This window comes from Actinosynnema sp. NPDC023794 (genome assembly GCF_040639675.1).
In the GTDB taxonomy this organism is placed as follows: domain Bacteria; phylum Actinomycetota; class Actinomycetes; order Mycobacteriales; family Pseudonocardiaceae; genus Actinosynnema; species Actinosynnema luteola.
In genome coordinates this window covers 41,793-68,321 of sequence record NZ_JBFAFR010000006.1, presented here as the reverse complement: position 1 = coordinate 68,321, position 26,529 = coordinate 41,793, and the positions used below count along the sequence as shown (strand labels likewise).

25 protein-coding genes, 2 tRNA genes and 2 pseudogenes are annotated in these 26,529 nt (G+C 70.9%); 15 read left to right on the top strand and 14 right to left on the bottom strand.

From position 1 onward, the window contains the following. Nucleotides 1-32: 32 nt before the first annotated feature. From AB0H12_RS15775 to AB0H12_RS15755, 5 genes are all read right to left on the bottom strand, one after another. Nucleotides 33-989 carry an ABC transporter ATP-binding protein gene (locus tag AB0H12_RS15775; RefSeq protein ID WP_499623588.1) on the bottom strand — a complete coding sequence of 319 codons (957 nt, stop codon included), beginning with the start codon at nt 987-989 and terminating at the stop codon, nt 33-35. Next, nucleotides 986-1,783, bottom strand: a complete 798-nt coding sequence (locus AB0H12_RS15770; protein ID WP_499623587.1) for an ABC transporter permease — start codon at nt 1,781-1,783, stop codon at nt 986-988. Before AB0H12_RS15770 ends, AB0H12_RS15775 begins: the two co-directional genes overlap by 4 nt. Next, nucleotides 1,776-2,477 carry an ABC transporter permease gene (locus AB0H12_RS15765; RefSeq protein ID WP_499623586.1) on the bottom strand — a complete coding sequence of 234 codons (702 nt, stop codon included), beginning with the start codon at nt 2,475-2,477 and terminating at the stop codon, nt 1,776-1,778. The genes AB0H12_RS15770 and AB0H12_RS15765 overlap by 8 nt, the downstream gene beginning before the upstream one ends. Before the next feature lie 115 nt (nt 2,478-2,592). Further along, nucleotides 2,593-2,976 carry a hypothetical protein gene (locus AB0H12_RS15760; RefSeq protein ID WP_499623585.1) on the bottom strand — a complete coding sequence of 128 codons (384 nt, stop codon included), beginning with the start codon at nt 2,974-2,976 and terminating at the stop codon, nt 2,593-2,595. Further along, entirely contained in the window at nt 2,973-3,290 is a 318-nt protein-coding gene (locus tag AB0H12_RS15755; RefSeq protein WP_499623584.1) for an ArsR/SmtB family transcription factor, read from the bottom strand. Before AB0H12_RS15755 ends, AB0H12_RS15760 begins: the two co-directional genes overlap by 4 nt. 76 nt (nt 3,291-3,366) lie before the next feature. On the opposite strand from AB0H12_RS15755, the gene AB0H12_RS15750 reads away from it, so the two are divergent. Further along, nucleotides 3,367-4,575 (top strand): MFS transporter, encoded by a 1,209-nt coding sequence (locus AB0H12_RS15750; RefSeq protein WP_499623583.1) that lies wholly within the window; start codon nt 3,367-3,369, stop codon nt 4,573-4,575. On the opposite strand, the gene AB0H12_RS15745 is transcribed toward AB0H12_RS15750, so the two are convergent. From AB0H12_RS15745 to AB0H12_RS15725, 5 genes and pseudogenes are all read right to left on the bottom strand, one after another. Next, entirely contained in the window at nt 4,506-6,005 is a 1,500-nt protein-coding gene (locus tag AB0H12_RS15745) for a serine/threonine-protein kinase (protein WP_499623582.1), read from the bottom strand. The two genes, AB0H12_RS15750 and AB0H12_RS15745, sit on opposite strands and share 70 nt — an antisense overlap. A 117-nt stretch (nt 6,006-6,122) precedes the next feature. Next, nucleotides 6,123-6,695, bottom strand: a pseudogene (locus AB0H12_RS15740) (HhH-GPD-type base excision DNA repair protein); the annotation flags it as partial. Between the two features lie 329 nt (nt 6,696-7,024). Further along, on the bottom strand, nt 7,025-7,363 hold the full coding sequence (locus AB0H12_RS15735) for a hypothetical protein (RefSeq protein WP_499623820.1): 339 nt from the start codon (nt 7,361-7,363) through the stop codon (nt 7,025-7,027). 131 nt (nt 7,364-7,494) lie between these two features. Next, nucleotides 7,495-8,007: pseudogene (locus AB0H12_RS15730) on the bottom strand (LLM class flavin-dependent oxidoreductase); the annotation flags it as partial. Between the two features lie 81 nt (nt 8,008-8,088). Further along, nucleotides 8,089-9,204, bottom strand: a complete 1,116-nt coding sequence (locus AB0H12_RS15725; RefSeq protein WP_499623581.1) for a J domain-containing protein — start codon at nt 9,202-9,204, stop codon at nt 8,089-8,091. 58 nt (nt 9,205-9,262) lie between these two features. Here AB0H12_RS15725 and AB0H12_RS15720 point away from each other — a divergent pair. From AB0H12_RS15720 to AB0H12_RS15710, 3 genes are all read left to right on the top strand, one after another. After that, nucleotides 9,263-9,336, top strand: a tRNA-Pro gene (locus AB0H12_RS15720). Then, nucleotides 9,337-9,410, top strand: a tRNA-Pro gene (locus AB0H12_RS15715). It abuts the tRNA gene before it with no gap. Between the two features lie 88 nt (nt 9,411-9,498). Further along, nucleotides 9,499-9,756 carry a metallothionein gene (locus AB0H12_RS15710; protein WP_499623580.1) on the top strand — a complete coding sequence of 86 codons (258 nt, stop codon included), beginning with the start codon at nt 9,499-9,501 and terminating at the stop codon, nt 9,754-9,756. 8 nt (nt 9,757-9,764) lie between these two features. On the opposite strand, the gene AB0H12_RS15705 is transcribed toward AB0H12_RS15710, so the two are convergent. Further along, nucleotides 9,765-10,244: a hypothetical protein gene (locus tag AB0H12_RS15705; protein WP_499623579.1), complete on the bottom strand. Its 480-nt coding sequence runs from the start codon at nt 10,242-10,244 to the stop codon at nt 9,765-9,767. A gap of 141 nt (nt 10,245-10,385) precedes the next feature. After that, nucleotides 10,386-11,192, bottom strand: a complete 807-nt coding sequence (locus AB0H12_RS15700) for a metal-dependent hydrolase (RefSeq protein WP_230572337.1) — start codon at nt 11,190-11,192, stop codon at nt 10,386-10,388. Nucleotides 11,193-11,473: 281 nt separating this feature from the next. Here AB0H12_RS15700 and AB0H12_RS15695 point away from each other — a divergent pair, with 281 nt between their 5' ends. The 10 genes from AB0H12_RS15695 (at nt 11,474) to yhjD (ending at nt 24,337) form a co-directional block, all read left to right on the top strand. Further along, nucleotides 11,474-12,694 carry an NADP-dependent isocitrate dehydrogenase gene (locus AB0H12_RS15695; protein WP_230572336.1) on the top strand — a complete coding sequence of 407 codons (1,221 nt, stop codon included), beginning with the start codon at nt 11,474-11,476 and terminating at the stop codon, nt 12,692-12,694. Nucleotides 12,695-12,796: 102 nt separating this feature from the next. Then, nucleotides 12,797-15,820, top strand: coding sequence for an NACHT domain-containing protein (locus tag AB0H12_RS15690; RefSeq protein WP_499623578.1), 3,024 nt, complete (start codon nt 12,797-12,799; stop codon nt 15,818-15,820). Between the two features lie 108 nt (nt 15,821-15,928). After that, a complete protein-coding gene (locus tag AB0H12_RS15685; RefSeq protein WP_499623577.1) occupies nt 15,929-16,243 on the top strand; it encodes an SH3 domain-containing protein in 315 nt (104 codons plus the stop codon). A 12-nt stretch (nt 16,244-16,255) separates the two neighbouring features. Next, the gene (locus AB0H12_RS15680) at nt 16,256-16,474 is read left to right on the top strand and encodes a hypothetical protein (protein WP_230572334.1); all 219 of its coding nucleotides are present in this window, start codon (nt 16,256-16,258) and stop codon (nt 16,472-16,474) included. 9 nt (nt 16,475-16,483) lie between these two features. Continuing rightward, a complete protein-coding gene (locus AB0H12_RS15675) occupies nt 16,484-17,296 on the top strand; it encodes an exodeoxyribonuclease III (protein ID WP_499623576.1) in 813 nt (270 codons plus the stop codon). Between the two features lie 185 nt (nt 17,297-17,481). Further along, complete coding sequence (locus tag AB0H12_RS15670) at nt 17,482-19,170, top strand: TIGR03767 family metallophosphoesterase (protein WP_499623574.1); 1,689 nt, start codon at nt 17,482-17,484, stop codon at nt 19,168-19,170. A gap of 69 nt (nt 19,171-19,239) precedes the next feature. Continuing rightward, nucleotides 19,240-21,759, top strand: a complete 2,520-nt coding sequence (locus AB0H12_RS15665) for a bifunctional FO biosynthesis protein CofGH (RefSeq protein ID WP_499623573.1) — start codon at nt 19,240-19,242, stop codon at nt 21,757-21,759. A gap of 161 nt (nt 21,760-21,920) precedes the next feature. Continuing rightward, nucleotides 21,921-22,208 carry a hypothetical protein gene (locus tag AB0H12_RS15660; RefSeq protein ID WP_499623572.1) on the top strand — a complete coding sequence of 96 codons (288 nt, stop codon included), beginning with the start codon at nt 21,921-21,923 and terminating at the stop codon, nt 22,206-22,208. Nucleotides 22,209-22,271: 63 nt separating this feature from the next. Next, nucleotides 22,272-23,300 carry a tryptophan--tRNA ligase gene (trpS, locus tag AB0H12_RS15655; RefSeq protein WP_499623812.1) on the top strand — a complete coding sequence of 343 codons (1,029 nt, stop codon included), beginning with the start codon at nt 22,272-22,274 and terminating at the stop codon, nt 23,298-23,300. Between the two features lie 26 nt (nt 23,301-23,326). After that, a complete protein-coding gene (gene yhjD, locus AB0H12_RS15650) occupies nt 23,327-24,337 on the top strand; it encodes an inner membrane protein YhjD (protein WP_499623571.1) in 1,011 nt (336 codons plus the stop codon). Nucleotides 24,338-24,346: 9 nt separating this feature from the next. Here yhjD and AB0H12_RS15645 read toward each other — a convergent pair whose 3' ends face one another. Together AB0H12_RS15645 and AB0H12_RS15640 are read right to left on the bottom strand one after the other, a co-directional pair. After that, on the bottom strand, nt 24,347-24,691 hold the full coding sequence (locus tag AB0H12_RS15645; RefSeq protein ID WP_499623570.1) for a hypothetical protein: 345 nt from the start codon (nt 24,689-24,691) through the stop codon (nt 24,347-24,349). 25 nt (nt 24,692-24,716) lie between these two features. Then, complete coding sequence (locus AB0H12_RS15640; RefSeq protein WP_498782022.1) at nt 24,717-24,953, bottom strand: SCO4848 family membrane protein; 237 nt, start codon at nt 24,951-24,953, stop codon at nt 24,717-24,719. A gap of 60 nt (nt 24,954-25,013) precedes the next feature. On the opposite strand from AB0H12_RS15640, the gene AB0H12_RS15635 reads away from it, so the two are divergent. Then, entirely contained in the window at nt 25,014-26,312 is a 1,299-nt protein-coding gene (locus AB0H12_RS15635) for a D-alanyl-D-alanine carboxypeptidase family protein (RefSeq protein ID WP_499623569.1), read from the top strand. Nucleotides 26,313-26,529: the final 217 nt, after the last annotated feature.

Sequence of the window (26,529 nt, the reverse complement as noted above, 5' to 3'; positions counted from 1 at the left end):
CTCCCGTTCTACGTTGACCGTTTCGTCCGACTCTACCGACGCGCGTACAGCCGACGCACCACGTCGTCGATTTCCGGCTCGACAACCACCAGGTCGTGCACTTCCGCCCGGGCGGCCACGGCCGAGATCAGCGCCGCCGCCGTGGTGTCGGCCCGGCGGAACGTGAGGTGGTGTCGCAAACCGTTCAGGTCGATCCGGCTCGACGTCACGCCGTGCAGCCCGGCCAGCTCACCGCTGGGCTTCTCCAGGTCGACCACCAGCACCCGCTCCGGCGCGACCTCGGCGCGCAGCTCGTCCAGCGCGCCGTCCGCGAGCACCGTGCCCCGGTCGATCACGACCAACCTGGGGCAGAGCCGTTCGATGTCGTCCAGATCGTGCGTGGTGAGCAGCAGGGTGGTTCCCCGGTGCGTGTTCAGATCGGCGAGGAATTCCCGGAGCCGCTCCTTGGACTCCAGGTCCAGCCCGATCGTCGGCTCGTCCAGGACCAGCAATTCCGGCCCGTGCAACAAAGACGCCGTGACCTCGCCCCGCATCCGCTGACCGAGCGACAACTGCCGGACCGGCGTGTCCAGGAAAGGCCCGAGCTCCAGCAGCTCGACGCACTCCCGCAACCGATTCCGGTAGTCGTCCCGCGGCACCCGGTAGATCGCCCGCAACAACTCGAAGCTGTCCCGCAAGGGCAGGTCCCACCACAGCTGGCTGCGCTGGCCGAACACCACGCCGATCCGCCGGGCCAGCTCCCGCCTGCCCCGCGACGGTTCGACCCCGCACACCCGGACGTGACCGGACGTGGGCACCAGGATCCCGGTCAGCACCTTGATGGTGGTCGACTTGCCCGCCCCGTTGGGTCCGACGTACCCGACGGCCTCGCCCGCCGCCACGTCGAACGCGACGGCGTCGACCGCCCGCACCACCCGCTTCTCCCGCCGGAATCGTCCGACCTTGGTGGTGACCGTGAACTCGCGACGCAGGTCGCGCACTTCGATCATGATCCAGTCCCTCGGTAGTGCCGAACGGCCGTCCGCCACACCAGACCGGCCACGACCGCCGCCGCGCCCGCGACCAACGGCGAGATCCACCCCAGCAGGGCGGGCCCGCCCAACGGGTCCGGTCGGTCCAGCAGGGCGAGGGCGGGGTAGTAGGCGACGAACGCGCCGGGGATGACGAACGCGAAGAACCGCCGCAGCCAAGGCCCGTAGACCGTGGCGGGGTAGGAGGTGAAGGCGTTGCTGCCGTACGTGACCGTGTTGGCCAGCTCCTGGCCGTCCACGACCCAGAAGCACACGGCGTTGGCCGCCACCCAGATCGAGGAGAAGATCACCGCGCCGCTGATCGGCGCCAGGACGACCAGTCCGGCGGTCCACGCCGACCACGCGATGTCGTTGTGGCTCAAGGCGTAGACCAGCGCCCCGACGCCGGCGACGATGCGCCCGACCTTCCGCAGGTGCAGGTCGGACGCCATCATCTGCGCCAACGTGCCCAAGGGGCGCAACAGCAGCACGTCGAACGTCCCCGTGCGGATGTAAGCGGGCAGTTCGTCCAACTGCCCCGCCACCATGTCGGCGATCCCGAACGCCGTGCCCGCGATCGCGTACATCAGCACGACTTCCGAGACCGAGAACCCGCCCAGCGCGCTCACCCGGTTGAACAGCACCAGGATGATGGCCAACTCGGCGAGCTGGTTGATCGCCTGCGCGAGGCACTGCATGAGGAACGAAGCGCGATAGGACATCTGGCCGCGCAACCGCGCGCCGACGAGCTTCACGTACACGCTCTCAGCCACCCTGGACCACCACCTTCCGCACCGCCCGCGTCAGCACCAGGTGACCCGCGGCCAGCGCGGTGACGGCCCAGAACGCCTGCCCCGCGAGGAAAGGCCACGGCGACCCGCGTTCGAGGAAGATGTCGATCGGCGCCTGCAGCATGGCCGCGAACGGCGTCGACCACACGATCGGCAGCGCCCACTCCGGGAAGAACGCGAGCGGCACGGCCAGCCCGCACAACAGCCAGGTGAGCGCCGTGTAGAGAGCTTGGACGCCGCGGTTGTCCAGCAGCCAGAACGTGGTCGCGTTGAGCAGGAACCGCAGGCCGAAGCTGACGGTCACCGCCAGCGCCACGCTGACCGCGAACACCGGCAACGTGCCGGCCGAAGGCCACCGGAAGGGGAAGAGCAACGCCCCGAACGCCACCGGCGGGGCGAGCCGGACGGCCACGGCGTACCCCGCGCGCCCCACGTCCTCGGCGAACAGGGCGAGCTGCAAGTGCCATGGTCGATAGAGGTCGACCACCACGTCACCGCTGCGCACCCGATCGGCGAGGTGCTTGTCGCCCCACAGGACGACCACGGCCATCAATCCTTGGCCGAGCCACACGTAAGTCGCCGTGGCCGCGACGTCATAGCCCGCGATGGGTCCCTGCGTGACCGCTGCGACCAGCACGGCCATCCTGAGCAGGCCGAATACGACGTTCGTCGCCATTCCGGCGACCATCGCCTGTCGGTAGGTGGAGTATCTGCGGAATCCGGCCAGCGCTAGAAAGACGTAAGCGCGCACGGTTGTTCACCCTAGGAACCGTCGCAACCCAATTACCGGACTACGACCGCGCCGACACCCACCCCTGCACCCGTTCCCGCAACCCGTCGTCCCGCACCTGCGACACGACCGGCCCGACCGCCTGCGCCACCGCCTTCTCGTACCTCCCGGACAACCCGTCCTCGGCCGTCACCTCGGCCAGCACGTCCGCCGCCAACGCGTCCGGATCCGCCGCCCGGACACCCAGCGACCGCACCACCCGGGCCCGCAACGCGAACCGGTCCGCCACCGCCCGAGCCCGCCGCACCCCGCTCCGCTCACCACCGTGCGAGGCCGCCAACGCCACTGCCGCCCACGCCAGCCGGTTCGCGGCGGGCCGCTCCTCGTCGTACACCCGCCCCTGGGCGAGCACCCGGACCCACTCCCAGTCGTTCGCCCCGCTCACCGGCGTGCCGCCAGCACACCGTCGAGCAGCCCCGGGAACAGCGCATCCAGATCCTCCCGGCGCAACGAGCTGATCCGCGAAGTCCCCTGCGGTCGGACGCGCACCACACCCGCCTCCCGCAACGTCCGCACGTGGTGGGTGAGCGTCGACGCCGTCACCCCCAGCGGCAGCACACCGCACGAAATGCCCTCCTCGTGCGTCGCCAACTCGCGCACGATCCGGAGCCGCACCGGATCGGCCAGCGCGTGCAGCACCGACGCTATCCGGATCTCGTCCCGATCCGGGTGGGGGAGCACAACCGTCACAACGCCCATACTACGAGTCCCATCAAACTTCGATGAACGTCGTAGTACGATCCCCGCCGGAACGCACTCGACTGGGGGATCACACATGTCGGCACGCACCTACCTCCTCGCCGCCGGGGCGTTCGCCATCGGCACGAGCGGGTACATCGTCTCCGGCGTGCTGCCGGCCGTGAGCGAGGAGCTGGACGTCTCGCACGCCACCGCGGGACAGCTGCTCACCGCGTTCGCGATCGCCTACGCGGTCTCGTCACCCCTCCTCGCCGTCCTCACCGGACGGTGGGAGCGCCGCACGTTGCTCGTCGTGGCCCTCGGCGTCGCGGCCTTCGGCAACCTCCTGGCCGCGCTCGCCCCGAACTACCCGCTGCTCATGGTCGCCCGCGTGATCAGCGCGCTCGGCGCGGCCGTCTACACACCCGCCGCGACGCTCGTCGCCACCGTGCTGACCCCACCGGAACACCGCGGCCGAGCCGTGGCCCTGGTCTTCGGCGGCCTGTCGTTCTCGCTCGCCCTCGGCGTGCCCGCGGGCAACCTGCTCGGCGGACCCCTCGGCTACCAGGGCGTGTTCGCGCTGATCGCGGTCGTCTCGGTGCTCGCCGCGATCGCCGTGCGCCTCTGGCTGCCCCGCGTCGACGCCCCGCCCGCCGTCGGCCTGCGGCAGCGCTTCGCACCCGCCGCCGACCGCCGCGTGCTGATGGTCCTCGGCCTGACCGTGCTCGCGTGCCTGGCCGTGTTCAGCGTCTTCAACTACATCGCGCCCCTGCTGGCCGAGACCGCGGACGTGGAGGGCGCCACGATCGGCATCCTGCTCGTCGCCTACGGCCTGGGCTCCGTGCTCGGCAACTGGGGCGCCGGCCGCCTCACGGACCGCTTCGACACCCGCAAGCTGCTCGTCGCCCTCTTCAGCTGCTTCACCGTCGTGCTGGCGACGTTGCCCCTCACCGCGACGACCCCGGTGTCGGCCGCCGTCGCCCTCTTCGTCTGGGGCGCGCTCACGTGGTCGGCGAACCCGCCCATCCAGAGCTGGCTGATCGAGCTCGCACCCGCCAACAGCGGCCTGCTGCTGTCGCTCAACGCCTCCGCGATCTACCTCGGCGTGGGTCTGTCCGGCGTGCTGGGCGGCGTGGTGATCAGCTGGGTCGGACTCGTCCCGCTCGCCCCGATCGCCGCGCTCCTCGCGCTGGTGGCCCTCGTGATGCTGATCTTCACGCTCAAGCCCGAACCGCGTCAGGACCCGCCGAACGCGCTGGTCGTCGTCTCGCCGCCCGCGGACGGCGCGGCCAGGCAGTGGAAGTAGGTCAGGTCGCCGTCCGTGAAACCCACCGCCGTGAACCTCCAGCCCGAGGTGTCGACGCTCGGCCGGGTGTTGGCCGCCATCACCTCGGCCGTGCAGACGCTCGCCACCTCGGGCGCCTTGGCCAGCTCGTCGTTGTCGACGTCCGGGACCGGCCCGGACAGCCACCCGCCCGCGAACGCCTCCCAGAAGTGCTCCTCCGAGCAGTTCCCGACCTTGCGCGCACTGGCCGCCTTGCCACCGACGGACACGATGCCGCGGTAGCAGGTCGGTTCGGCGACGCAGTAACCGGTCGCGCACTCCTTCAGGTTGGGCGGCGGGAGGGTCTTGCTCGAGCTCCCGGCGGTGGACTCCGCGTCGAGCGTCGACGTGGTGGAGGTGGCGGTGGACTTGGACGCCCACCACCACGTGCCCACGGCCACCAGCGTCGCCAGCACCGCGGCGCTGATCACCAACGGCCAGGGCTTCTTGGCAGGCGGCCGGACGTAACCGGACCCCGCCAACGGCGGCGACACCCGAGGCGACGCGCCCGCCACCGGCCGCGAGTCCCGGGGCGGCAACCCGGCCAGCGGCGGCGACCCCCAGGCCGGTGACTCCGCCGCCGGCCGGGAGACCTGCGACGGGACCGACGCCTCCGCCACCCGACGCAACTCGTCGCGCAACCGGGCCGCCGCGGGCGTCCGACGACCGACCTCGGGCTCCAACGCCCGCACCAGCGCCTCGTGCATCCCCTGCGGCACCCCGGGCACCCACGGCACCGGGGCCCGCAGCACGTGCCCCAACTGGTCGAACGACTCCACGGGCCACGGCACCGGTCGCGGCGGCTTGCCCGCCAGCAGGTCGTACAGCGTCGCCGCCAGGGAGTACACGTCCGCCGCCGGCGTCGGCGGAGCCATCGCGAACGCCTCCGGCGGCGCGTAGCTGGGGCTCAACGCGTCCCGCGTGACCGTGCTCGACCCCTCGGCGTCCAGCAACGCCGCCAACCCGAAATCGGCCAGCTTCACCGTGCCGTAGCGGTCCAGCAGGATGTTGCCCGGCTTGATGTCCCGGTGCAGCACGCCTTCCGCGTGCGCGGCGGCCAACGCGTCCGCCAGCTGCACGCCCAACTCGCGCACCCTCGCCGCGGGCAGCGGCCCTTCGCGCTGCACCACGTCGGCCAGCGAGCCGCCCGTGCACAGCTCCATGACCAGGTAGGGCGTGCCCTGCGGGGTGAAGTTCGCGTCGTGCACCGAGACCACGTGAGGATGGCCGGACAGCCGGGCGGCGGCGTGCGCCTCGCGCAGGAACCGCCGACGGTCCCGTTCGCTCTGCAGCACCCGGTTGTCGATCTTCACCGCGACGTCGCGGTTCAGCTGCACCTGGCGAGCCCGGTAGACGGTGGCGAAACCACCCTGGCCCAACGGCGTGAGATCGGTCAGACCAGGCAACTCCACGCGGGGACTCTAGCCCTTCGCCGCCGCCTTGCCCGCCGTTTTCCCCTTCGCCGCGGCCTTCACCGCGGTCGTGCCCTTCGCCGCCGCCTTCACTCCCGCCGGGCCCTCCACCTGGGCGCCGGCCGCGCCTCCGGCCTTCGCCGCCTTCTTGAACGCCCGCACCTCGGCCAACGTCTCGGCACTGGTCACGTCGGCGATGGACCGCCGCGACCCTTCCTCCCCGTACGCGCCGGCCGCCTCCCGCCACCCGTCCGGCGTCACACCGCGCTGCTTGCCGAGCAGCGCGACGAAGATCCGGGCCTTCTGGTCGCCGAACCCGGGCAGCTCCTTCACCCGGCGCAGCACTTCCTTGCCGTCCGGTTGGCCGGTCTTCCAGATGTTCGCGGCCTTGCCCTTGTAGTGCTCGATCACGTGCAACGCCAGCGCGTGGACCCGACGTGCCATCGACGCGCCGTACCGGTGGATGGCCGGCGGCTGCACGCACAGCTCGACGAACGCCTCCACGTCGGTCTCGGCGATCTTGGTGATGCTGAACCCGTCCATCCGGTCCGCGATCTTCCGCGGCCCGGCGAAGGCGTGCTCCATCGGGAACTGCTGGTCCAACAACAGCCCCACCAGCAACGCGAACGGGTCGTCGCTCAGCAGCTTGTCGGCGACCGGGTCACCGGTCAGGCGCAGCTTCTTCGGCATGCGGGCATCCTCCCACCGGATCCCGCGACTCCACTCGGCGAACCCGGGGGATCGGCCCGGTTCGGCGAACGTCGGGTCAGCCCGACTTGTCGAAGTCGGGGATGAGCTCGCCGACCAGCCGCAGGCTCCGCATGACGTCCTCGTGCTTCAGGGTGGAAGGCCATCAGCCGGTCGGTGCCCAGGTCCGCGTGGACCCGCAGCTTCTTCCGGCACGTCTCCGGGCTGCCCACGATCAGCGAGTCCTGCGCGTTCAGCGCCTCGAAGATCTCCTCCGGCGCCACGTCGTCGCCTTGCAGGACCCGGCCGATCACCAGTTGGGCGTGGTTCGGTCAGGTGGAGCCGGCCACCTCGGCCCGCAGGAAATCGCCGGTCAGCCCGCCGCCGTCGGGGGCGTTCACCAGCTCCTCCTGACGCCGGACGTTGTCGACGAACGCGTCCGCCGCCTCGAAGAACGTCAGCGCCTCGACCGTGTACCAAGCCGCTGCGGCCACCGCGCCGTTCCGGACCGCCTGCTCGTCGGTCTCCGCGCAGTGCACGAACGTGAAGAAGGCGACCTGGTTGTTGACGTACGAGCCGACCGGCGACGTGCACGCCTCGGCCGCCGCCCGGTACAGCGCGACCATCCGCCGCACCCGTTCGACGGACTCCCAGATCGTCGTGCCGAGCACCCCGACGCCACGGTGCCCGGCCTCCTCGAACCACGCCGGGGTCGCCGCCGCCTGCCACAGCGGCGGGTGGGCTGTGGCAGCGGCTTGGGCACGATCGGCACGTCGCGGATCTCGAAGTCCTCGCTGACGTGCGAGAACCGCTCCGACGTCCACATCCTCGGGATCATCTCGAACGCCTGCTGCGTCTGCCGCCGCGCGTCCGCCGGGTCGACGCCGAACAGCCGCCACTCCGGCGCGGTGGACCTGGTCAGCCCGAACTCCAGCCGCCCACCGCTGAGGTGGTCGAGCATCGCGGCACGTTCGGCTGCCCTGATCGGGTGGTTGAACGGCGCGGGCGCGAGCACCGCGGCGTGCCCCGGCCTGATCCGCGACGTCTGCTGCGAGATCGCGGCCGGCTCCAGCTCCGGCGCGGACGACAGGCTGAACCCGTCGGCGCCGTGGTGCTCGACCTGCCACCAGCAGCCGTAGCCGAGCTCGTCCGCCAACCTCGCCTGCGCCAACGCCTCCGCGATGCGCGCGTGCTGGTGCCCTTCCTGCCACGGGCGCGGGTCCTGGATCTCGTTGAAGACGTCGATCTTCACAGCCGACTCCCCCGTGGGCTCGTCGGAACGTAGCCCGCGCACGTCCGCCGCGACATGCGCCATTCGGTTGACTGCCGACCGGTTGAGCGCTGCCACCCAACGACCCGCCGCCGCACGGCTACGCGCTCGGGGAGATGGCCGTCTTCAACCGGCCGTCCGCACGATCGGCACGACCTGGCCGATCAGCAGGCGCAACGCCTCCCGGTCCACCGTGGCCGGGTCCTCGGCCAGCCAGTCGCCGATCTCCTCGACGAACTGGGTGGGCGTCATCGGCGGCACGATGGCGTCCGCCGGTTCCTCGGTGGTCACGACGCCGTCGCGGCTCGGGTAGACCAGCAGCGCGGTCCGGATCTCCAGCCACGGCAGCAGTTTCCTGTACACCGCGAGGCTGCGCGGCATCCGCATGCCGCCGCCCCGGAACGGGTGGCCGTTGCGCCACACCGTGCCGTCGTCCTCGGCCTCGTAGTGCCCGGGCAGCCACGACTTCGACTCGATCAGCACCAGCTTCCGCCCGCACAGCACGGCGTGGTCGACGTCGGCGAACACCGAGCCGGGCCACGCGAGGCCGTGGAAGATCCGCGCGCCGGGCAGCCGGGTCAGGTACCGGCTGAGCAGGTCGGCGGTGAGCCGTTCGCAGACCCGGTCGTCCGTGGTCCCGTGCACCACGCCCGTGTCGTGGTCCGACGTGAACGACCGGTCGGCCCGGATCGCCGCCAGGTACCGCCGCACGAGCCGGAACGCCACCGCCGCCGCGGCGGCCACCACCAGCAGCCAGACGCCGAGCGCCAACGGCGAGAAGTCGATGACGACCACGGGCAGCAGCAGGAAGAACCACCCGCACATGGCCGCCAGCGCGGGCGCGTGGCCGGGACCGGCGGCGGGCGCGTACCGGACCCGTTGGCCGACGTCGACCAGGTGCCACCACGCCAGGCCGCCGAGGTCCACCACGGGCTTCGGAGGTACGAAGTCGGGATCTTCACCGAAGTTGCGCAACCGACCGGTCCGGCCGGAGCGCGGCGGGCGGGTCGGCGACGTCGGGCGCGCGCCCGGACGGGTGAACGACCACCCGCGGTCGTAGTCACGTCGGCGAGCCGGATCCCGCAGGGTGTCATATGCCTCTTGCAGCATGCGGAAGGTGCCGGAGGACCCGCCCGCGTCCGGGTGCATGACCTTGGCCAGGGAGCGGTAAGCGGACTTGATCTCCGCCTCGGACGCGTAGCGGCCGACCCCGAGGAGTTCGTAGTAGTCGACTCCGCGCACGAGGGCAGACCTTAGCGGCCCTGTCTCCGGGACCTCGGTCATGGTTAGTGTTGGGCAGGAGCCCGGTAGCGCAGTGGTTGTCGCGCCCTCCCCCTGGGAGGGAGGACGCCGGTTCGAATCCGGCCCGGCTCGGGACCATGTAGCGCAGTGGTTGACGCGCCCTCCCCCGGGGAGGGAGGACGCCGGTTCGAGTCCGGCCTGGTCCGCTCGGCCGGACTTCGCGCGCGCGAGGTCCGGGCAGTCGTCGGCCGGGTTCGAGTTGCCGGTGCCCGGCGACCGGCGCACGCTTCGGCCATGGCGACTTGCGACGTCTGCGGCAACGACTACTGGATGGCCTTCGAGGTCCGCACGGTCGGCGGTGGCGTGCACACGTTCGACAGCTTCGAGTGCGCGATCCAACGCCTGGCGCCGCGCTGCGAGCACTGCGACTGCCGCATCCTCGGCCACGGCGTCGAGGTGCGGGGCCGGTTCTTCTGCTGCGCGCACTGCGCGCGCAGCGCCGACCATCTCGGCGCCGAGATCAAGGACACCGTCGGCGCGCACCCCGGCTGAGGGCCGGTTCAGCCGCAGTCCAGCACCAGCCTGCCGTTGACGAACGTGGGCTGCAGGTCGCCGCGCGCGTCCACGCTCTTCGTGCCGTGCGGCAGGACTTCCTCGATCGCGCTGAACGCGAGGATGTCCGACACCCCGTAACGGCCGCGCAGCGTGCGCTGGCCGGGGAACCGCAACGCCCGGCCCTCCCGCCGGTCGCGGTGCGCCAACGCCGCCCGCAGCGCGCCGCGGGTCAGCTCCTCGGGTCCGGCGAGCCGTTGCAGCGAACCGTTGTGCACCGCCACGCCGTAGCCGCGTTCGATCAGCGTCGACACGGTGTTCTCCGAGGGCTCCTCGGTGAGCCGGAACGACATCGCGTGTCGTCCCTCCACCTCGTGGACGCACACGAGCTGGGCGTGGAACAGCAGCGTTTCGTAGAGCGACACCGCGACGGCGTCCGCGGTCGTCCGGTCGTCGTGACCGGCGTTGAGGCCCAGCCAGGTGGTCATCCGGCCGCCTCGACGACGTTGTCGTGCGTGGGGTGGGGCACGAAGTCCTCCTCGACGCGATCGGCGCGGGACAGGATTTCGCTGGAGGCTAGTCCGTTCGGGTGATGAAGTGGTAGCCGCCGAATGGCCGTTATCTGAAAATCAGATGGGCAGCAGATCGAAACTTTCGAGGAAGGGGAGCGCGCCCGCCTGCTGCAACGCGGCGGCGGAGAGCCAGACGCTCAGGATCGTGACCAGCGGTCCGACGATCGCCATCTCCACCGTGCCGCCGGTCTTCATCCGCATGATCTTCGGCGGCGCGACCGGGAACCAGGTCTTGCCCATCAGGGGGATCGGCCACAGGATCGGGCAGCCCTGCTCGGTGATCGCGTCGCCGAGGTAGTGGGCGAAGCACCCGACGCCGACCGCGACCCCGCACGCCGCCGCGCTGGCGGGCGTCTGCGCCGTCCACGCCACGCAGGCGACCGTGATGGCGGCCGAGACGCCCGTGATGAGCAGGGCGTCCTTCTGCGGGCACCAGTCGTTCATGATCCCGCGCACGGCGAGGCCGGCGAACACGAACATCAGCGCGGGCAGCGCCCACTTCTGCGACTGCTGCACCACGGCGGTCGTGCCGACGGCGGCGGCCAGGGCGAACGCCAGCGTGTGCGTGAGGCCGCGGTGCCCGCCGTCGCGGTTGGAGTCCTTGCGGGTGCGGGTGGTGCGGTAGACGAACGAGCTGATCGTGTTGATCAGGGCCGACGCGCCCGCGCTGACCGGCCCGAACGTGCGCGAGATCGTCGAGGAGGGGTGGTCGAGGTCGGGCAGCAGGGCGGCGCCGGTGGCGAGCACCGCGCCGACCGCCCAGCTCTGGGGCGTGAGCTGGCCGATGGGGTGGTTCTCGGCCAGCGCGGTCACCGCCGCCCAGGCCAGCAGACCGCTCATGGCGTGGGTAGGACCCGTCGACAACGCTGCCCCCTTGATCACTCGTACGGGTCGAGGTTAGCGGGGCCGGGGCGTGCCGAGGGTGCATTCGACGAACGCGTGTTCGAGTGTCGCCCCGGGTCGTCCCCGTGCGGCGGCCCGTCGGCGGGGCTGGTTGTATTGGCCGGAGACCACACCTGCCACCGGCGGTCACGGCCTCGGCGCAGATGTGACGCCGTTCCCTTTTTCCGCCGGGTGGACGCAAGCAACCCGACATAGCAGTACGCTTGTCTTGCTTGCATTGTCGCGAGAGGAGCGCCCTGAGTATGGGCAAGATCAAGGTTCAGGGGACCGTCGTCGAACTCGACGGCGACGAGATGACGCGGATCATCTGGCAGTTCATCAAGGACAAGCTGATCCACCCGTACCTGGACGTCAACCTCGAGTACTACGACCTGGGCATCGAGCACCGGGACGCCACCGACGACCAGGTCACCATCGACTCCGCGCACGCCATCAAGAAGCACGGCGTCGGCGTCAAGTGCGCCACCATCACGCCCGACGAGGCGCGGGTGGAGGAGTTCGGCCTGAAGAAGATGTGGGTCTCGCCGAACGGCACGATCCGCAACATCCTCGGCGGCGTGGTGTTCCGCGAGCCGATCATCATCTCGAACATCCCGCGGCTGGTGCCGGGCTGGACGAAGCCGATCATCATCGGCCGTCACGCGCACGGCGACCAGTACAAGGCGACCAACTTCAAGGTCCCCGGCGCGGGCGAGCTGACCATCACGTTCACGCCCGAGGACGGCTCCGAGCCGATCAAGCACGTGGTGGCCAACTACGGCCCCGACGGCGGCGTGGCCATGGGCATGTACAACTTCAACAAGTCCATCGAGGACTTCGCGCGCGCCTCGTTCTCGTACGGGTTGCAGCGCAACTACCCGGTGTACATGTCGACCAAGAACACCATCCTCAAGGCGTACGACGGCGCGTTCAAGGACATCTTCCAGCAGGTGTTCGAGGACGAGTTCAAGGCGCAGTTCGACGCGGCGGGCCTCACCTACGAGCACCGCCTGATCGACGACATGGTGGCCGCCGCGATGAAGTGGGAGGGCGGCTACGTCTGGGCGTGCAAGAACTACGACGGCGACGTGCAGTCCGACACGGTCGCGCAGGGCTTCGGCTCGCTGGGCCTGATGACGTCGGTGCTGATGACGCCGGACGGCAAGACCGTCGAGGCCGAGGCCGCGCACGGCACGGTGACCCGGCACTACCGCCAGCACCAGGCGGGCAAGCCGACGTCCACCAACCCGATCGCGTCGATCTTCGCGTGGACCGGTGGCCTCAAGCACCGCGGCAAGCTGGACGGCACCCCCGAGGTGACGGGCTTCGCGGAGACGCTGGAGCAGGTCATCGTGGAGACCGTCGAGAGCGGCCGGATGACCAAGGACCTCGCCGTGCTCGTCGGCGCGGACCAGGAGTGGCTGACCACCGAGGACTTCCTCGGCACGCTGGACGAGAACCTGCAGAAGAAGATGGCCGGCTGACGCCGTTCCTCTTGGAGGGCCCGATCGCGAGCAGCGGTCGGGCCCTTCGTATTTTCGGGTGACGTCGGTAGCGACCCGGGCCGTTCCGCCGACTAGTCGGTCATGAAGTGGCCAGACCTGAAGGACCTGGGCGGCCTCGGCGCGTGGTGGCTGGTCATCGGCGCGGCCCTGCTCCTCCTGCTGTGGGAGGGCGGCAAGAAGTGGGTTCCCGCACTGGTGGAGTGGGCCGTCAAGCGCGTGGCGGCGGCCCTGGCCGGCACCCGGCTGCTGCGCCGCTGGTCGCTGCGCCGCTACCGCAGGCAGGTCGCTGTCTCGTCGGCGAAGCTGCCGGTGCTGTTCGCGACCGACCTCGGGGTCGACGTCGGCCGGGTGTACGTGCCGCTGAAGGCCGTCGGGCCGGGCAACGGCGACGACGCCTACAGCCGCATCCGGGCCACCGATCACGTCGTCGTCCTCGGCCCGCCGGGGTCTGGGAAGTCGATGCTGCTGCGGCACTCGATGCTCACCTGGGCGGAGGGCGAGGGCCGCGGCCGCGTCCCGGTGCTGGTCGAGCTGCACCGGTGCAACGGCAACCAGACGACGTTGGAGCAACTGGTCGTCGAGCAGTTCGACCGCGACGGCTTCCCCAAGGCGTCCCGGTTCGTCGAACGCGCACTGAAGTCCGGACGGCTGTCGGTGCTGTTCGACGGTTTGGACGAGGTCAGCGCCGCCGAGCGGGCGCGGGTCGCCCTGTGGCTTCGTGACTTCGTGCGCAGCCACCCGACGTGCCAGGTCGTGGTGACCTGCCGCACCGCGATCTACGACCGGAACCTGGCACCCGAGATCGACGCCGCCTTCCACGTCTTGGAGTTCGACGAGCGGCTGATCAGGCGTTTCCTGCGGCAGTGGCCGGGGATGCACGGGGTGGACCGGCTGCTGTCGGCGTTGCGGGACAACCCGCGGATCATGCGCCTGGCGGCGAACCCGCTCCTGTTGACCATGATCGCCTACCTGTACGGCGACGACGCGCACCAGGAGCGCGTGCTGCCGCACTCGCGGGCCGAGTTCTACCAGGAGGCGACCCAGGCCCTGCTCAGCAGACTCAAGCACAGCGCGAATCGGTACCAAGGCCCGGCGAAGAAGGCCGTGCTGCGCCGGTTGGCGCTGCTGACCCAGGACATGCCGGAGGCCACGGCCGACCGGCGGACCCTCGGCTACGAGCAGGTGCTGGCCGAGATCTCGACCATGCTGCCCAAGCTGACCATCGACGGGTCCGAGGCCGAGGCGGTGCTCCGCGAGATCGTGGACCGCAGCGGGCTGCTGCTGGCCGTGGACGGCGGTGAGCGGTACCAGTTCGCCCACCTCAGCCTGCAGGAGTACTTGGCCGCCGAGGCCTTGGCCCAGGACCGCGCCGGGCTGCTGGCGAGGTACCGGCGGTCGCCGGAGGACTGGCGTGAGACGGTGAAGCTGTGGTGCGGCACGGTGGCCGAGGACAGCGCGCCGATGATCGAGGCGGTGTGGGCACTGGACCCGGTGCTGGCCTTCGAGTGCCTGGCCGACGCCCAGGTGGTCGACCCCCGCGTGGCCGACGGCATCACCGAACACTTCCGGGCGCGGTTGTCGGAGTCGACCCCGGAGGTGGTCAAGGCGTTCGGCGCGGTCGCCGCCGACCCGCGCCCGCGCGGCCGGGCGATCTTCTGGTCGTTGGTCGAATCGGTGCGTGCCGGCGGCGGGGAGGTCCCGGCGACCGTGCTCGCGGCGACCAAGCTGCCGGAGGCCGCCGAGGTCCTGTTGGAGATGGGCGCGTTCGCGGAACTGATCAGCATGGGTGATCTCGCGGTCCCCGTGCTGGCAGCGGCCACCGGACGCAGTGACGCGCGCCGTGCCCTGCGGGCCATCGCCACACCGGCCGCCGCTCAAGTGCTGGCGTCCCTGATCTGGGATGACAGCGACGACGCCTACAGCGCTGGTTGGCACTTGGCGGTGCTCATCGCCGATCCCGAGGTGGAGGCCGCGCTCGCCGAGGTCGAGCCGAAGGCGGGCGTGCCCCGGCTGGACTGGGTGTGGGTGCCGTTCCGCGATTCGGCCACGCCGAACATCGCCGTGGTCGCAGCCAGGATCGCGTACCTGCTGGCCACGTCGTGGTCGTTCGACGGCGACCCCGGGCCGATCGACCCCCGGCTGGTGATCCCGCTGACCTCGGTTCGGGCCTCCGCCCGGTTGCGGAAGGGGATCGCTCGGCTGCCTGCCCGGGAACGCGAGCTGGTACGGAGCCACCTCGAATCCGAAACGGTCCGGAGGAGGTGGGGGTCCTTCCCCCGGCTGCATCGGACCGTGACCTCGCGGGACGAGGTGGTCGAATTCCTGGATCACGCGGTGGCGACCGGCGTGCCGGAGTGGGAGGTCGACTGGGTCTGCTACGCCTGGGCGGTCGCGGTCGGTCTCGAACCGCTGGAGCTGCTCCTGTTGGGCACGCTGCGGCCGGGTGTGCGTCGTGAACTGCTCCGGAGGCTGATCCGGGGTGCCGAGTTCCAGCCGTTGCTGCGCGAGGGGCACAAGGCGTTCGTGGTACGGGAACGGGACTGGACCGAGATCGACCGTGCCGCTCCGGTGTACGAGGCGCAACGGGGACGGGCGGTGCTGCTCGCCGTCCTGATGGCGAGTGCGTTCTGGCTGGTCAGCATTGCCGCCACGTCCGTCGGACTCCTGCACGGATGGCGTTGGGGGCCACCTGCGGTCGGAGTGGCGGTGTGGGCCTTGACCGCGGGAGCCATGGTGTTGATCGGTTTGGCGCTGAGAGACCGGGACCTGCCGTTGGCCGTGGTGGTTCCGTTCATCGGGGTGTTCTCCTACGACGACTGGAACGCGTACACCAAGATCCGCAACCTCCGGGACTTCGTCACCAGCGTTGTCGCGGTGCTGTTCGCGTTGTCCGGCCCGGTGGCGATCACCACTGTCCTGCTGACCTGCGGCGCGGCGTTCGGTTGGCTCGAAACGGCCGCCCTGCTGGTGCTGTGGGCCGCTGCGGTCGTCGGACTCCTGGTGCACGCTGACCAGAAGCAGCGGGCGGCGAGCAACCCGTTGCGGGGACTGCTGGAGTTGGACGAACTCGCCGCCCGTGGTCGAACTTCGGTAATCGCCGGGTAGTCGCGTCACCCGTCCGGTTCCCCGGTGGGGTGGAATGCGCCGCCGACCGGCCCGCGGCCCACCGGCTCGCGCTATATCTGCACTTCGGCAGAGGTGTCGGGAGGCGTGATGTTCGGGATTCCGGTGCGCGGCATGGTCGTCGCGGGCGTGCTCGCGGCGGCGGGGTTGATGTACGTCGCCAACGAGGGCAAGAAGCTCGGGGTGGACGAGACGGCCGCGCGCGAGTGCAAGGTGACGGTGATCGCCGACATCCTCAACGTGCGGTCGGGACCGGCCGACACCCAGCCGATCGTGGCGACCATGCCGCGTGACGCGGTCGTGCGGGCGGAGGCGCGGATCGAGAACGGCTTCCGGCTGCTGTCGGACGGGCGGTGGGTGAAGGCCGAGTTCGTGACACCCACCTCGGACAGCGGCTGCACGTGATCTGATTGGCGGATGTTCTTCAAGTGGCGTTCGTTCCGGCGTGGCGTGGTGACCTGCGCGTGCGAGCCGGAGTGGCCCGGTCTGCGGTCGGTGGTGGACGGGCACGAGATGGCGGGGGTGCCGTCGCCGGAGGGCAGCAGCCCGTTGGTGCTGATGTGGGGCCTGACCGCGTCCTGCACGGGCTGCGGCGCCGAGTACCCGCACGGCTGGGCGGTCGCGGATCGCGGTTAGGCTGCCCGGGTGCTGACCGTCTCCTCGATCAACGTCAACGGGCTGCGTGCCGCCGCGAAGAAGGGCTACCTGGAGTGGCTGGCCGCGACGGCGGCCGATGTCGTGTGCCTGCAGGAGGTGCGCGCCGAGCCGGGGCAGCTGGCGGACGAGGTGCGCTCGCCGGAGGATTGGCACGTGGCGCACGCGTTCTCCGAGGTCAAGGGGCGCAACGGGGTCGCCGTGCTGACGCGCGAGGCGCCGCAGGCCGTGCGGATCGGGTTCGGGGTGGCCGAGTTCGAGCACTCGGGCCGGTACGTCGAGGTCGAGCTGGCCGACGTGGTCGTGGCGTCGCTGTACCTGCCGAGCGGTGACGTCGGCACGCCGAGGCAGGACGAGAAGGACCGGTTCATGGCGGCGTTCCTGCCGTACCTGGTGGAACTGCGCGACAAGGCCGCCGCCGACGGGCGCGAGGTGCTGGTGTGCGGCGACTGGAACATCGCGCACCGGGCCGAGGACCTCAAGGCGTGGAAGACGAACCAGAAGTCGTCCGGCTTCCTGCCGGAGGAGCGCGCCTGGATGGACCGCGTGTACGGCGAGGCGGGCTACGTCGACGTGGTCCGCTCCCTGCACCCGGACGTGGCGGGCCCGTACACCTGGTGGTCGTACCGGGGCAAGGCGTTCGACAACGACTCCGGTTGGCGGATCGATCTCCACGTTGCCACGGAAGCCCTGGCCGCGACCGCCCGCACGGCCGTGGTCGAGCGGGCCGCGACCTACGCCGAGCGCTGGTCCGACCACGCTCCCGTCACCGTGACTTTCGACTGGCCGAAGCCGGGCCAGTGAGCTGTACGGCTTGATCCCGCCGCGGAGCTGATCGGTCCGCGTCAGTCCGTTGGTCCGTCGCACCGCAACGGAATCGGTCAACCCGACGTTCGACTTCGCTCGTTCGGCCGCACTTCGCCCCGAGTTCGTGACCCGCTCCCCGGTTCGTGAGAACTTTTCACCTAACCGAGACGCGGGAGTGTTCGATGGGCGGGATCAGCCGGCGGCGTTTCTTCCAGGCGACGGGTGCGGCCGGCGCGGTGTTCTTGTGGGGTGGGCCCGCTTGGGCGGCGACCACCGGCACGACCCTGGACGCCGCGGCCACGGCGGTCGGCGGCACGGGGTACCGGAGGTTGCAGGCGGGACCGGGGTGGCCGGTGGTGGTGCGGTCCGACCTGGCGACGCCCGGCGCGGGACGGGCGGATCGGCGCACGTCACTGGCCTGCTTCGTCCAGTTCACCGACATGCACGTGGTCGACGTGCAGAGCCCCGCCCGCTTCGAGTACACCCACCCGTTGCTGGGCGCCGGCGCCTTCCGCGCCCACGAGACGCTGGCCCAGCACACGTCGACGGCGCTGGTCCAGCGGATCAACTCCATCCGCACCGGGCCGTTCACCAACCGCCCGATCGACTTCATGGTGACCACGGGCGACAACACCGACAACCACGAGCTGATCGAGCTCGACTGGTTCCTCGCCGTCCTCAACGGCGGCCGGATCACCGCCAACACCGGCGACCCCACCCGCTACGAAGGCGTCCAGGACTCCGGCGTGAAGTCCTACTGGAACCCGCACTCCACCCTCCTCGACGACTACCAGGCCAAGGGCTTCCCCCACCTGCCCGGCCTGCTCGACGCCGCCATCCGCCCGTTCGACAGCCCCGGCCTGCGCATCCCGTGGTACTGCACGTTCGGCAACCACGACGACAGCGTGGTCGGCACGCTGCCCGACGGCATCCCGGTCGTCGACGGCCTCTACACCTCGAACCGCAAGATCATGGGCTTCGCGGACGGCCAGGTGCAGCGGCTCGCCAGGGCCATGACCGACCCCGCCCACGTGCTGGACGCGGCAGCCGTCGTCGCCGAGGGCGGTCTGGTCCGCACGGTCACCCCGGACGCCCGCCGCCGGCCGTTCACCACCGCCGAGTTCGTCCAGGCGCACCTCGACCCCCGCCACACCGGCCCCGGCCCGCACGGCCACGGCTTCACCGACGACAACGCCGACGGCGTGGACGTCTTCTACACGTTCCCGATCGCGCCCGGCGTCACCGGCGTCAGCCTCGACACCACGACCACCGCGGGCTTCGCCGACGGCTCGATCGGCCTGCACCAGTACCTGTGGCTGGAACGCACCCTCAAGCGCGGCAGCTCCCGCTACTACGACGTGCTCGGCTTCCCGCACCGCCAGGACGTCACCGACGAGCTGTTCATCCTGTTCAGCCACCACACCAGCTGGACCATGGGCAACGTGCTGCCCGACCGCCGCCGCCCGCTCGACCCGAGGCTGGACGGCAAGGCGCTCGTCGACCTCCTCGGCCGGTTCCCGAACGTCGTCGCCTGGGTCAACGGCCACACCCACGAGAACCGGATCGTCCCGCACGGCACGGGCGAGCGGGCGTTCTGGGAGATCAACACCGCCGCGCACGTCGACCACCCGCAGCACGCCCGGATCATCGAGCTGGCCGACAACGGCGACGGCACGTTGTCCCTGTTCACGACCCTGGTCGAGGGGGACGCGCCCTACCAGGCCGACTACGACGACTTCTCGCCGCGCGGCCTCGCCTCGCTGGCCCGTGAGTTCGCGTTCAACGACCCGCACGCCAACGTGGACGCGGTCGGCACGCCGACCGACCGCAACACCGAGCTCCTCGTCGCCGGGAGGGCGCCGGTCCGGTGACCGACCGCGCTTCGTGGTGGAGATCACACTGAACGTGATCAGGAATTTTCGCCACCTAGTGTCGTTGTCGTGGCCGTGGACATCTCGATCGCCCCGCCGGATCCGACGCCCAGTGGATCGTCGATGCGACGCGCGTTGCGCCGTGCCGCCGACGGTGCGGTGTTGGACGTCACCGAGGCCGCGGTGCTGCTGCACGCCCGCGGTGATGATCTGGAGGTGCTGCTGGAGGCGGCGGGCCGGGTGCGTGACGCGCACCTGCTGGCGGAGGGGCGTGCGGGGGTCGTCACCTACAGCCGCAACGCCTTCATCCCGCTGACCCGCCTGTGCCGGGACCGGTGTCACTACTGCACGTTCGCGACGGTTCCGCACAAGCTGCCGGCGGCGTTCCTGGAACGGGACGAGGTGTTGGACATCGCGCGTGCGGCGGCGGCGCAGGGCTGCAAGGAGGCCCTGTTCACGCTGGGCGACCGCCCCGAGGAACGGTGGCCCCAGGCCGAGGAGTGGCTGGAGGCCCGCGGCTACTCCTCCACCCTCGACTACGTGCGGGCCTGCGCGATCGCGGTGCTGGAGGAGACCGGCATGCTGCCGCACCTCAACCCCGGCGTGCTGAGCTGGGAGGAGTTGCAGCGGTTGCGTCCGGTCGCGGCCAGCATGGGCATGATGCTGGAGACCACGGCGGAGCGGTTGTGGTCGGAGAAGGGCGGTCCGCACTACGGCAGTCCGGACAAGGAGCCGGCGGTCCGGTTGCGGGTGTTGACGGACGCGGGTCGGGTGAACGTGCCGTTCACCACCGGCATCCTGATCGGGATCGGCGAGACCATCACCGAACGCGCCGAGTCCCTGCTGGCCATGCGGGGGATCGCGCGGCAGTACGGGCACATCCAGGAAGTGATCATCCAGAACTTCCGGGCCAAGCCGGACACCGCGATGCGCGGCATGCCCGACGCGGACCTGCACGAGCTGGCCGCCACGATCGCCGTCGCCCGCCTGGTCATGCCCTCGTCCACCAGCGTGCAGGCCCCGCCCAACCTCGTCGGTGACGAGTTCGGCCTGATGTTGCGGGCAGGCATCGACGACTGGGGCGGCGTCTCGCCGGTGACCCCGGACCACGTCAACCCCGAACGCCCGTGGCCCCACGTCGACACCCTGGCCCGACACACCCGCGACGCCGGCTTCGAGCTGAACGAACGCCTCGCCGTCTACCCCCGGTACGTCACCGCGACCGCCGGCCAGTGGATCGACACCCGCCTCACCGCGCACGTGGCCGCCCTGGCGCGCGAAGACGGCCTGGCCGACCCCGACGCACCCGTCGCAGGCCGGGAGTGGCAGGAACCCGACGGCGGCGTGGACACCTACGGCCGCGCCGACCTCAACACCGCCATCGACACCGAGGGCCGCACCGAAGACCGGCGCGGCGATTTCGACAGCGTCTACGGCGACTGGGCCTCGCTGACCGTCCCCAAGGCCGTCGAACGGCTGCCCGAGGACACCGCGAGGGCGCTGCGGCTGGCCGCGGACAACCCGGCCGGGATCCTGGAGGACACCGACGCCGCCATGGCGCTGCTCACCGCCGACGGCGCGGCGCTGGAGACGATGACCCGGCTCGCCGACGAGCTGCGCGCCGAGGTCGTCGGCGACGACGTCACCTACGTGGTGAACCGCAACATCAACTTCTCCAACGTCTGCTACGTCGGGTGCCGGTTCTGCGCCTTCGCCCAGCGCGAGCGGGACGCGGACGCCTTCCGGCTGTCCATCGCGGAGGTGGCGGATCGGGCGCAGGAGGCGTGGGACGCGGGTGCGACCGAGGTGTGCATGCAGGGCGGTATCGACCCGAAACTGCCCGTCACCTACTACGCCGACGTCGTCCGCGCGATCAAGACCCGGGTGCCCGGGATGCACGTGCACGCGTTCAGCCCGATGGAGATCGTCGCCGCCGCCGCCAAGGCCGGCGTCAGCGTCCGCGAATGGCTCACCGAACTGCGCGACGCGGGCCTGGACACCATCCCCGGCACCGCCGCCGAGATCCTCGACGACGACGTCCGCTGGGTCCTGACCAAGGGCAAGCTCCCCGCCGCCACCTGGCTCGACGTCGTCGCCACCGCGCACGAGGTCGGCCTCCGCTCCTCGTCGACGATGATGTACGGCCACGTGGACCACCCGGGTCACTGGCTCGGCCACTTCCGGGCACTCGCCGCCCTGCAGGACCGCACCGGCGGGCTGACGGAGTTCGTGGGGCTGCCGTTCGTGCACCGCAACGCCCCCATCTACCTCGCCGGCGTCGCCCGCCCGGGCCCGACGAGGCGGGACAACCGGGCCGTGCACGCCTTCGCCCGCCTGGCCCTGCACGGCCGCATCGACAACGTCCAGTGCTCCTGGGTCAAACTCGGCGACGACGGCACCGCCGAAGTCCTCCGCGGCGGCGCCAACGACCTCGGCGGCACCCTCATGGAGGAGACCATCAGCCGCATGGCCGGCTCCGAACACGGCTCCGCCCGCACCACCACCCAGCTCCACGCCACCGCAGCACTCGCCGGACGCCCGGCCCGACAGCGCACTACGACATATGGCCGAGTCGACGTCGTGAGGTAACCCCTGCGGGGAGGGGTGGGAGCGGTTGTGGTTAGTCTGCCGCCGGTCGCGTTTACCTGAACCGAACACCGCAGCCTCACAGCTTCGGTAGGTTCGCGGCCGTCCGTCAACAAGGTTCACTCCTTGGTGGAGTGGCACGGTGTTGGTGAGGAGGCTGGGCGGTGCGCGGTCGCGGTGCGGTCCTGGGTCTGGTCCTGGGCGCGGCGTCTTCCCTGGTCGTCGAAGGTGTCGCGGTGGCGGCCGACGGCGCGGTGGCGGATCCCGTCTCCCTCGAAGCACCGGTCGGCGTCGCCGCGGTGGCGTTCGGCGCGATCGGCCTGGTGGCCGGCCTGGTCCGGCGTCGCAGGACCGCGGTGGTGCGCACGGCGGCGAACCAGCCCGTCGCCACCGCCCCGGCGGTCGACGGCGGCGACCCGGCCGAGGTGCGGCCCGCCACCACGGGGGTCTGATCGGCCTGGGAGAATCCTCCCGTGGCCGTCGAAAACTCTACGGAGAACGCCGCAGGCGAGGCCGTGGGCCAGCCTGTCGAGAACCCGGCTCCGGTGAGCCGCCCCCGCGTGCTGTCCGGCATCCAGCCGACCGCGGGCTCCTTCCACCTCGGCAACTACCTCGGCGCGCTCCGCCAGTGGGTGGCGCTGCAGGAGACGCACGACGCGTTCTACTGCGTCGTCGACCTGCACGCGATCACCGTCGAGCAGGACCCCAAGGTGCTGCGCCAGAACATCCGCGTCTCGGCCGCGCAGCTGCTCGCGCTCGGCATCGACCCGGACCGCTCGTCGCTGTTCGTGCAGTCGCACGTGCCCGAGCACGCCCAGCTCGCCTGGGTGATGCAGTGCCTGACCGGTTTCGGCGAGGCCAGCCGGATGACCCAGTTCAAGGACAAGTCCGCGCGGCAGGAGTCGGCCATCGGCGTCGGCCTGTTCACGTACCCGATCCTCCAGGCCGCGGACATCCTCCTCTACCAGGCGCACCACGTGCCGGTCGGCGAGGACCAGCGGCAGCACCTCGAGCTGACCCGCGACCTGGCGCAGCGGTTCAACACCCGCTACGGGAAGACGTTCCGGCTGCCCGAGCCCTACATCGTCAAGGACACCGCCAAGATCTACGACCTCCAGGACCCGACGTCGAAGATGTCGAAGTCCGTGCCTGCGGGCGTGGTGGAGCTGCTGGAGGACCCGAAGCGGTCGGCCAAGAAGATCAGGTCGGCGGTCACGGACACCGGTCGCGAGATCGTGTACGACCCGGAGCACAAGGCCGGCGTGAGCAACCTGCTGGTGATCTACTCCGCGTTGACCGGGCGTTCGATCGAGTCCCTGGTCGCGGACTACGACGGCAAGGGCTACGGGGACCTCAAGAAGGACCTCGGCGAGGTGTTCACCGAGTTCGTCACGCCGGTCCGGGCGCGGGTGGCCGAGTACCTGGACGACACCGCCGAGCTGGACAAGGTGCTGGCGCGCGGCGCGGAACGGGCGCGCGGCGTGGCCGCGAAGACGCTGGCGCGGGCCTACGACCGGATCGGCTTCCTGTCGAGTGGCGTGTGATCACCTGACGCATTAGCTTTTTCCGGGTGGCGGAAAAGGGTGGGACCGAGTCGAAGCTCGACCGGATGCGCCGGCGGCGGCCGTGGCTCGACCACCTGTTCCGGGCCGCCCAGCGGTACAGCGAGCAGTACGGGGCGCACTACGCGGCGGCGGTGACGTACTTCAGCGTGCTGTCGCTCGTGCCCATGCTGATGATCGGCTTCGCCGTGGCCGGTTTCGTGCTCGCCTCGGAGCCGGGCCTGCTCGACGAGCTGAAGGCCTCCATCGCGGAGGCCGTGCCGGGCACGCTCGGCAACACCATCAACGAGGTGGTCGAGCAGGCCATCACGTCCAAGGGCACGGTCGGCGTGCTCGGCCTGCTGGCCGCCGCCTACTCCGGCCTCGGCTGGATGAGCAACCTGCGTGACGCGTTGACCGCGCAGTGGGGCCACGCGAAGGCCGACCGGCCGTTCCTGAAGACGACCGCGAAGGACTTCCTGGCGCTGATCAGCCTCGGGCTGGCGCTGGTGGTGTCGTTCGGCCTGACGGCCGCGGGCAGCGGGTTCGCCGAGCTGGTCCTGCGGTGGGTCGGGCTGGACGGCGTCGGGTGGGGCGAGGCGATGCTGAAGATCGGCACGATCGCGCTGGCGCTGGTCGCGAACTGGCTGGTGTTCCTCTGGGTGCTGGCCAAGCTGCCGCGCGAGCCCGTCGGCTGGCGCAGCGCGGTCAAGGGCGCGGCGGCGGCGGCGATCGGGTTCGAGACGCTCAAGCAGGTCGCGACGATCTACCTGAGCAGCGTCACGAGCTCGCCGGCCGGTGCGGCGTTCGGGCCGGTCATCGGTGTGCTGGTGTTCGCGAACCTGGTGGCCCAGTTCCTGCTGTTCATCACCGCGTGGACGGCCACGGCGCGGGAGAACGTGGTCGAGGAGCCGCCGGCGGCTCCACCGCCGGCGGTGATCCGGCCCGTGGTGGAGGTGCGGTCCGGGCCCAGCCCCCGCGCCGCCGTCGGGCTGGTCGGCGCGGGGCTGCTGCTGGGCGCGTTGTTCCGGCGGCGCTGAGGCCCGCGCCTACGTCCAGAAGACGGCGATGCCGACGTTCACCACGACCAGGCCGGCCAGGACGGGCGTGAGCCAGGCAGCGGGCTTCTTCTTCAGGTTGACCGCGACCAGCGCCGCGATGACGACCAGGAACAGCAGCTTCACGCCGATCTTGATGTCGTTGTAGTCCTGGTCGGTCACCGGGGCCAGGCCCATCAGCGCCAGGCCGGTGAGCAGCTGCAACGCGCTGCCGTGCAGCCAGCCGTTGTTCAGCGGGGCGTCGCCCCCGGACCGGCGCTGGACGAAGAACATCGCGATCAGCATGCCCATGCCGAGCAGGTGCAGGAACACCAGCAGTAGGCGCACGAACTCCACGGCGGAGCCTCCAGGTGTGGTGGGTTTACTCGCTCTTGGCGCTTCTGGCCGCCCGCAGCCCGCGCACGCCCAGCACGCCGATGACCGTGCCGAATGTGAGCGACGCGACAACGAGCAGCAGGTGGACGGTGAAGAACGTGGTCGGGCCGCCGTCCCACGAACGGGGGTCCTTCCAGATGTTGCGCAGGAAGGTCGGCCAGATCACCCAGGACCACACCCCGAAGGCAAGCAGGAACACGGACATGCCGCGGGAGAGCTTCACCGGAGCAGTATCGGACGTGGCGGGTGCAGGTCACTCATCCGGGGTGGATAGCCTGGGCGGGTGCGTTCCTCCGCGTTCCGACGGCCCGTTGCCCTGGTCCTGGCTGCTTGTGCGCTGATGGCCGGCGCGTCGTTCGTGGCCGCACCGGTCGCGGCCGCACAGCCGGCCTGCGAGAACAAGGTGTCACCGCCCCCACCGGTCGACACCTCCGAACAGGTGGCGCCAGGCGAGAAGCCTCCACCACCGATCGAGGTGCCGGAGAGCCCGATCGGGGGACAGCGCCTCGGTGAGTGCGGCCTCGTGCTGCCACCGAACGCGCCCGTGCCCCCGGACGGCATCACGGCCAAGAGCTGGCTGCTCGCCGACATGAACAGCGGCGCCGTGCTGGCGGCCCTCGACCCGCACGGCCGGCAGCGGCCCGCGTCGGTGATCAAGGTGCTGCTGGCCATGGTGGTGGCCAAGGAGCTGGCGCCCGACGCCACGGTGGCGGCGACGCCGGAGGACCTCGCGCAGGAGTGCACCTGCATCGGGCTGCGCAACGGCGCCGAGTACAGCGTCGAGCAGATGCTCCAGGCGCTGGTCATGGCGTCGGGCAACGACGTGGCCCACGCGCTGGCCCGTCGGCTGGGCGGGGTGCCGTCGGCGATCCGGAAGATGAACGCCCTGGCGGCCGAGCTGGGCGCGCTGGACACGCGGGCCGTGACGCCGTCCGGGCTGGACGCGCCGGGCACGTCGACGTCGGCCTACGACGTGGCGCTGATCTACCGCGAGGCGATGAAGTACCCGGACTTCGTCAAGGCCGTGATGACGCAGCGGATCGACTTCCCGGCGGCCAACGGCAACGGGACCGTCCCGATCGTCAACGACAACCGGCTGCTGACCACGTACCAGGGTGCGTTGGGCGGCAAGTCCGGGTTCACCGACGACGCGCAGCACACCTACGTGGGTGCGGCCGAGCGCAACGGCAAGCGGCTCGTGGTCGTGCTGCTGCGGGGTCAGCAGCAGCCGATCCGGATGACCGACCAGGCCGCCCGCCTGCTCGACTACGGCTTCGCCCTGGAACCCGCCGCGGCGGGCAACCCGGTCGGCAGGCTGGTCGAGGGCGCGCCGCAGGCGAAGAAGAAGACCACCGAGCCCCGGCCGACGCCGACCAGCGCGGGTGTGGGCGAGGTCGCCAACTCCACGCCGGACGGCACCCAGCCGTCCGCCATGCAGACGGCGTTCGGCAACGTCGGTGGCCCGATCACCGCCGTCGCCGGCCTCGGCCTGCTCCTGGGCCTGGTGATGTACCTGCGCAACCGCCGCGCCAAGGCCGCCCGCGCCGCCCGCACCCGCGCCGCCGCCCAAAACCACCCCTAACCGTCCCCTAACCGGCGTGTCGAACGCTCAGGACCGGCGTGTCGAACGCTCAGGACCGCTGAATTCAACGCTCAGAACCGCACCAGGGCCGAAGTCCGCGCCGGGTGCGTCGTCCTGAGCGTTGAATTCGGGGTACCTGAGCGTTCGACACGCGGGCGCTGAGCGTTCGACACGCCGGTGCGCGTAAGGCCCCCGAGGGATGCTCGGGGGCCTTACG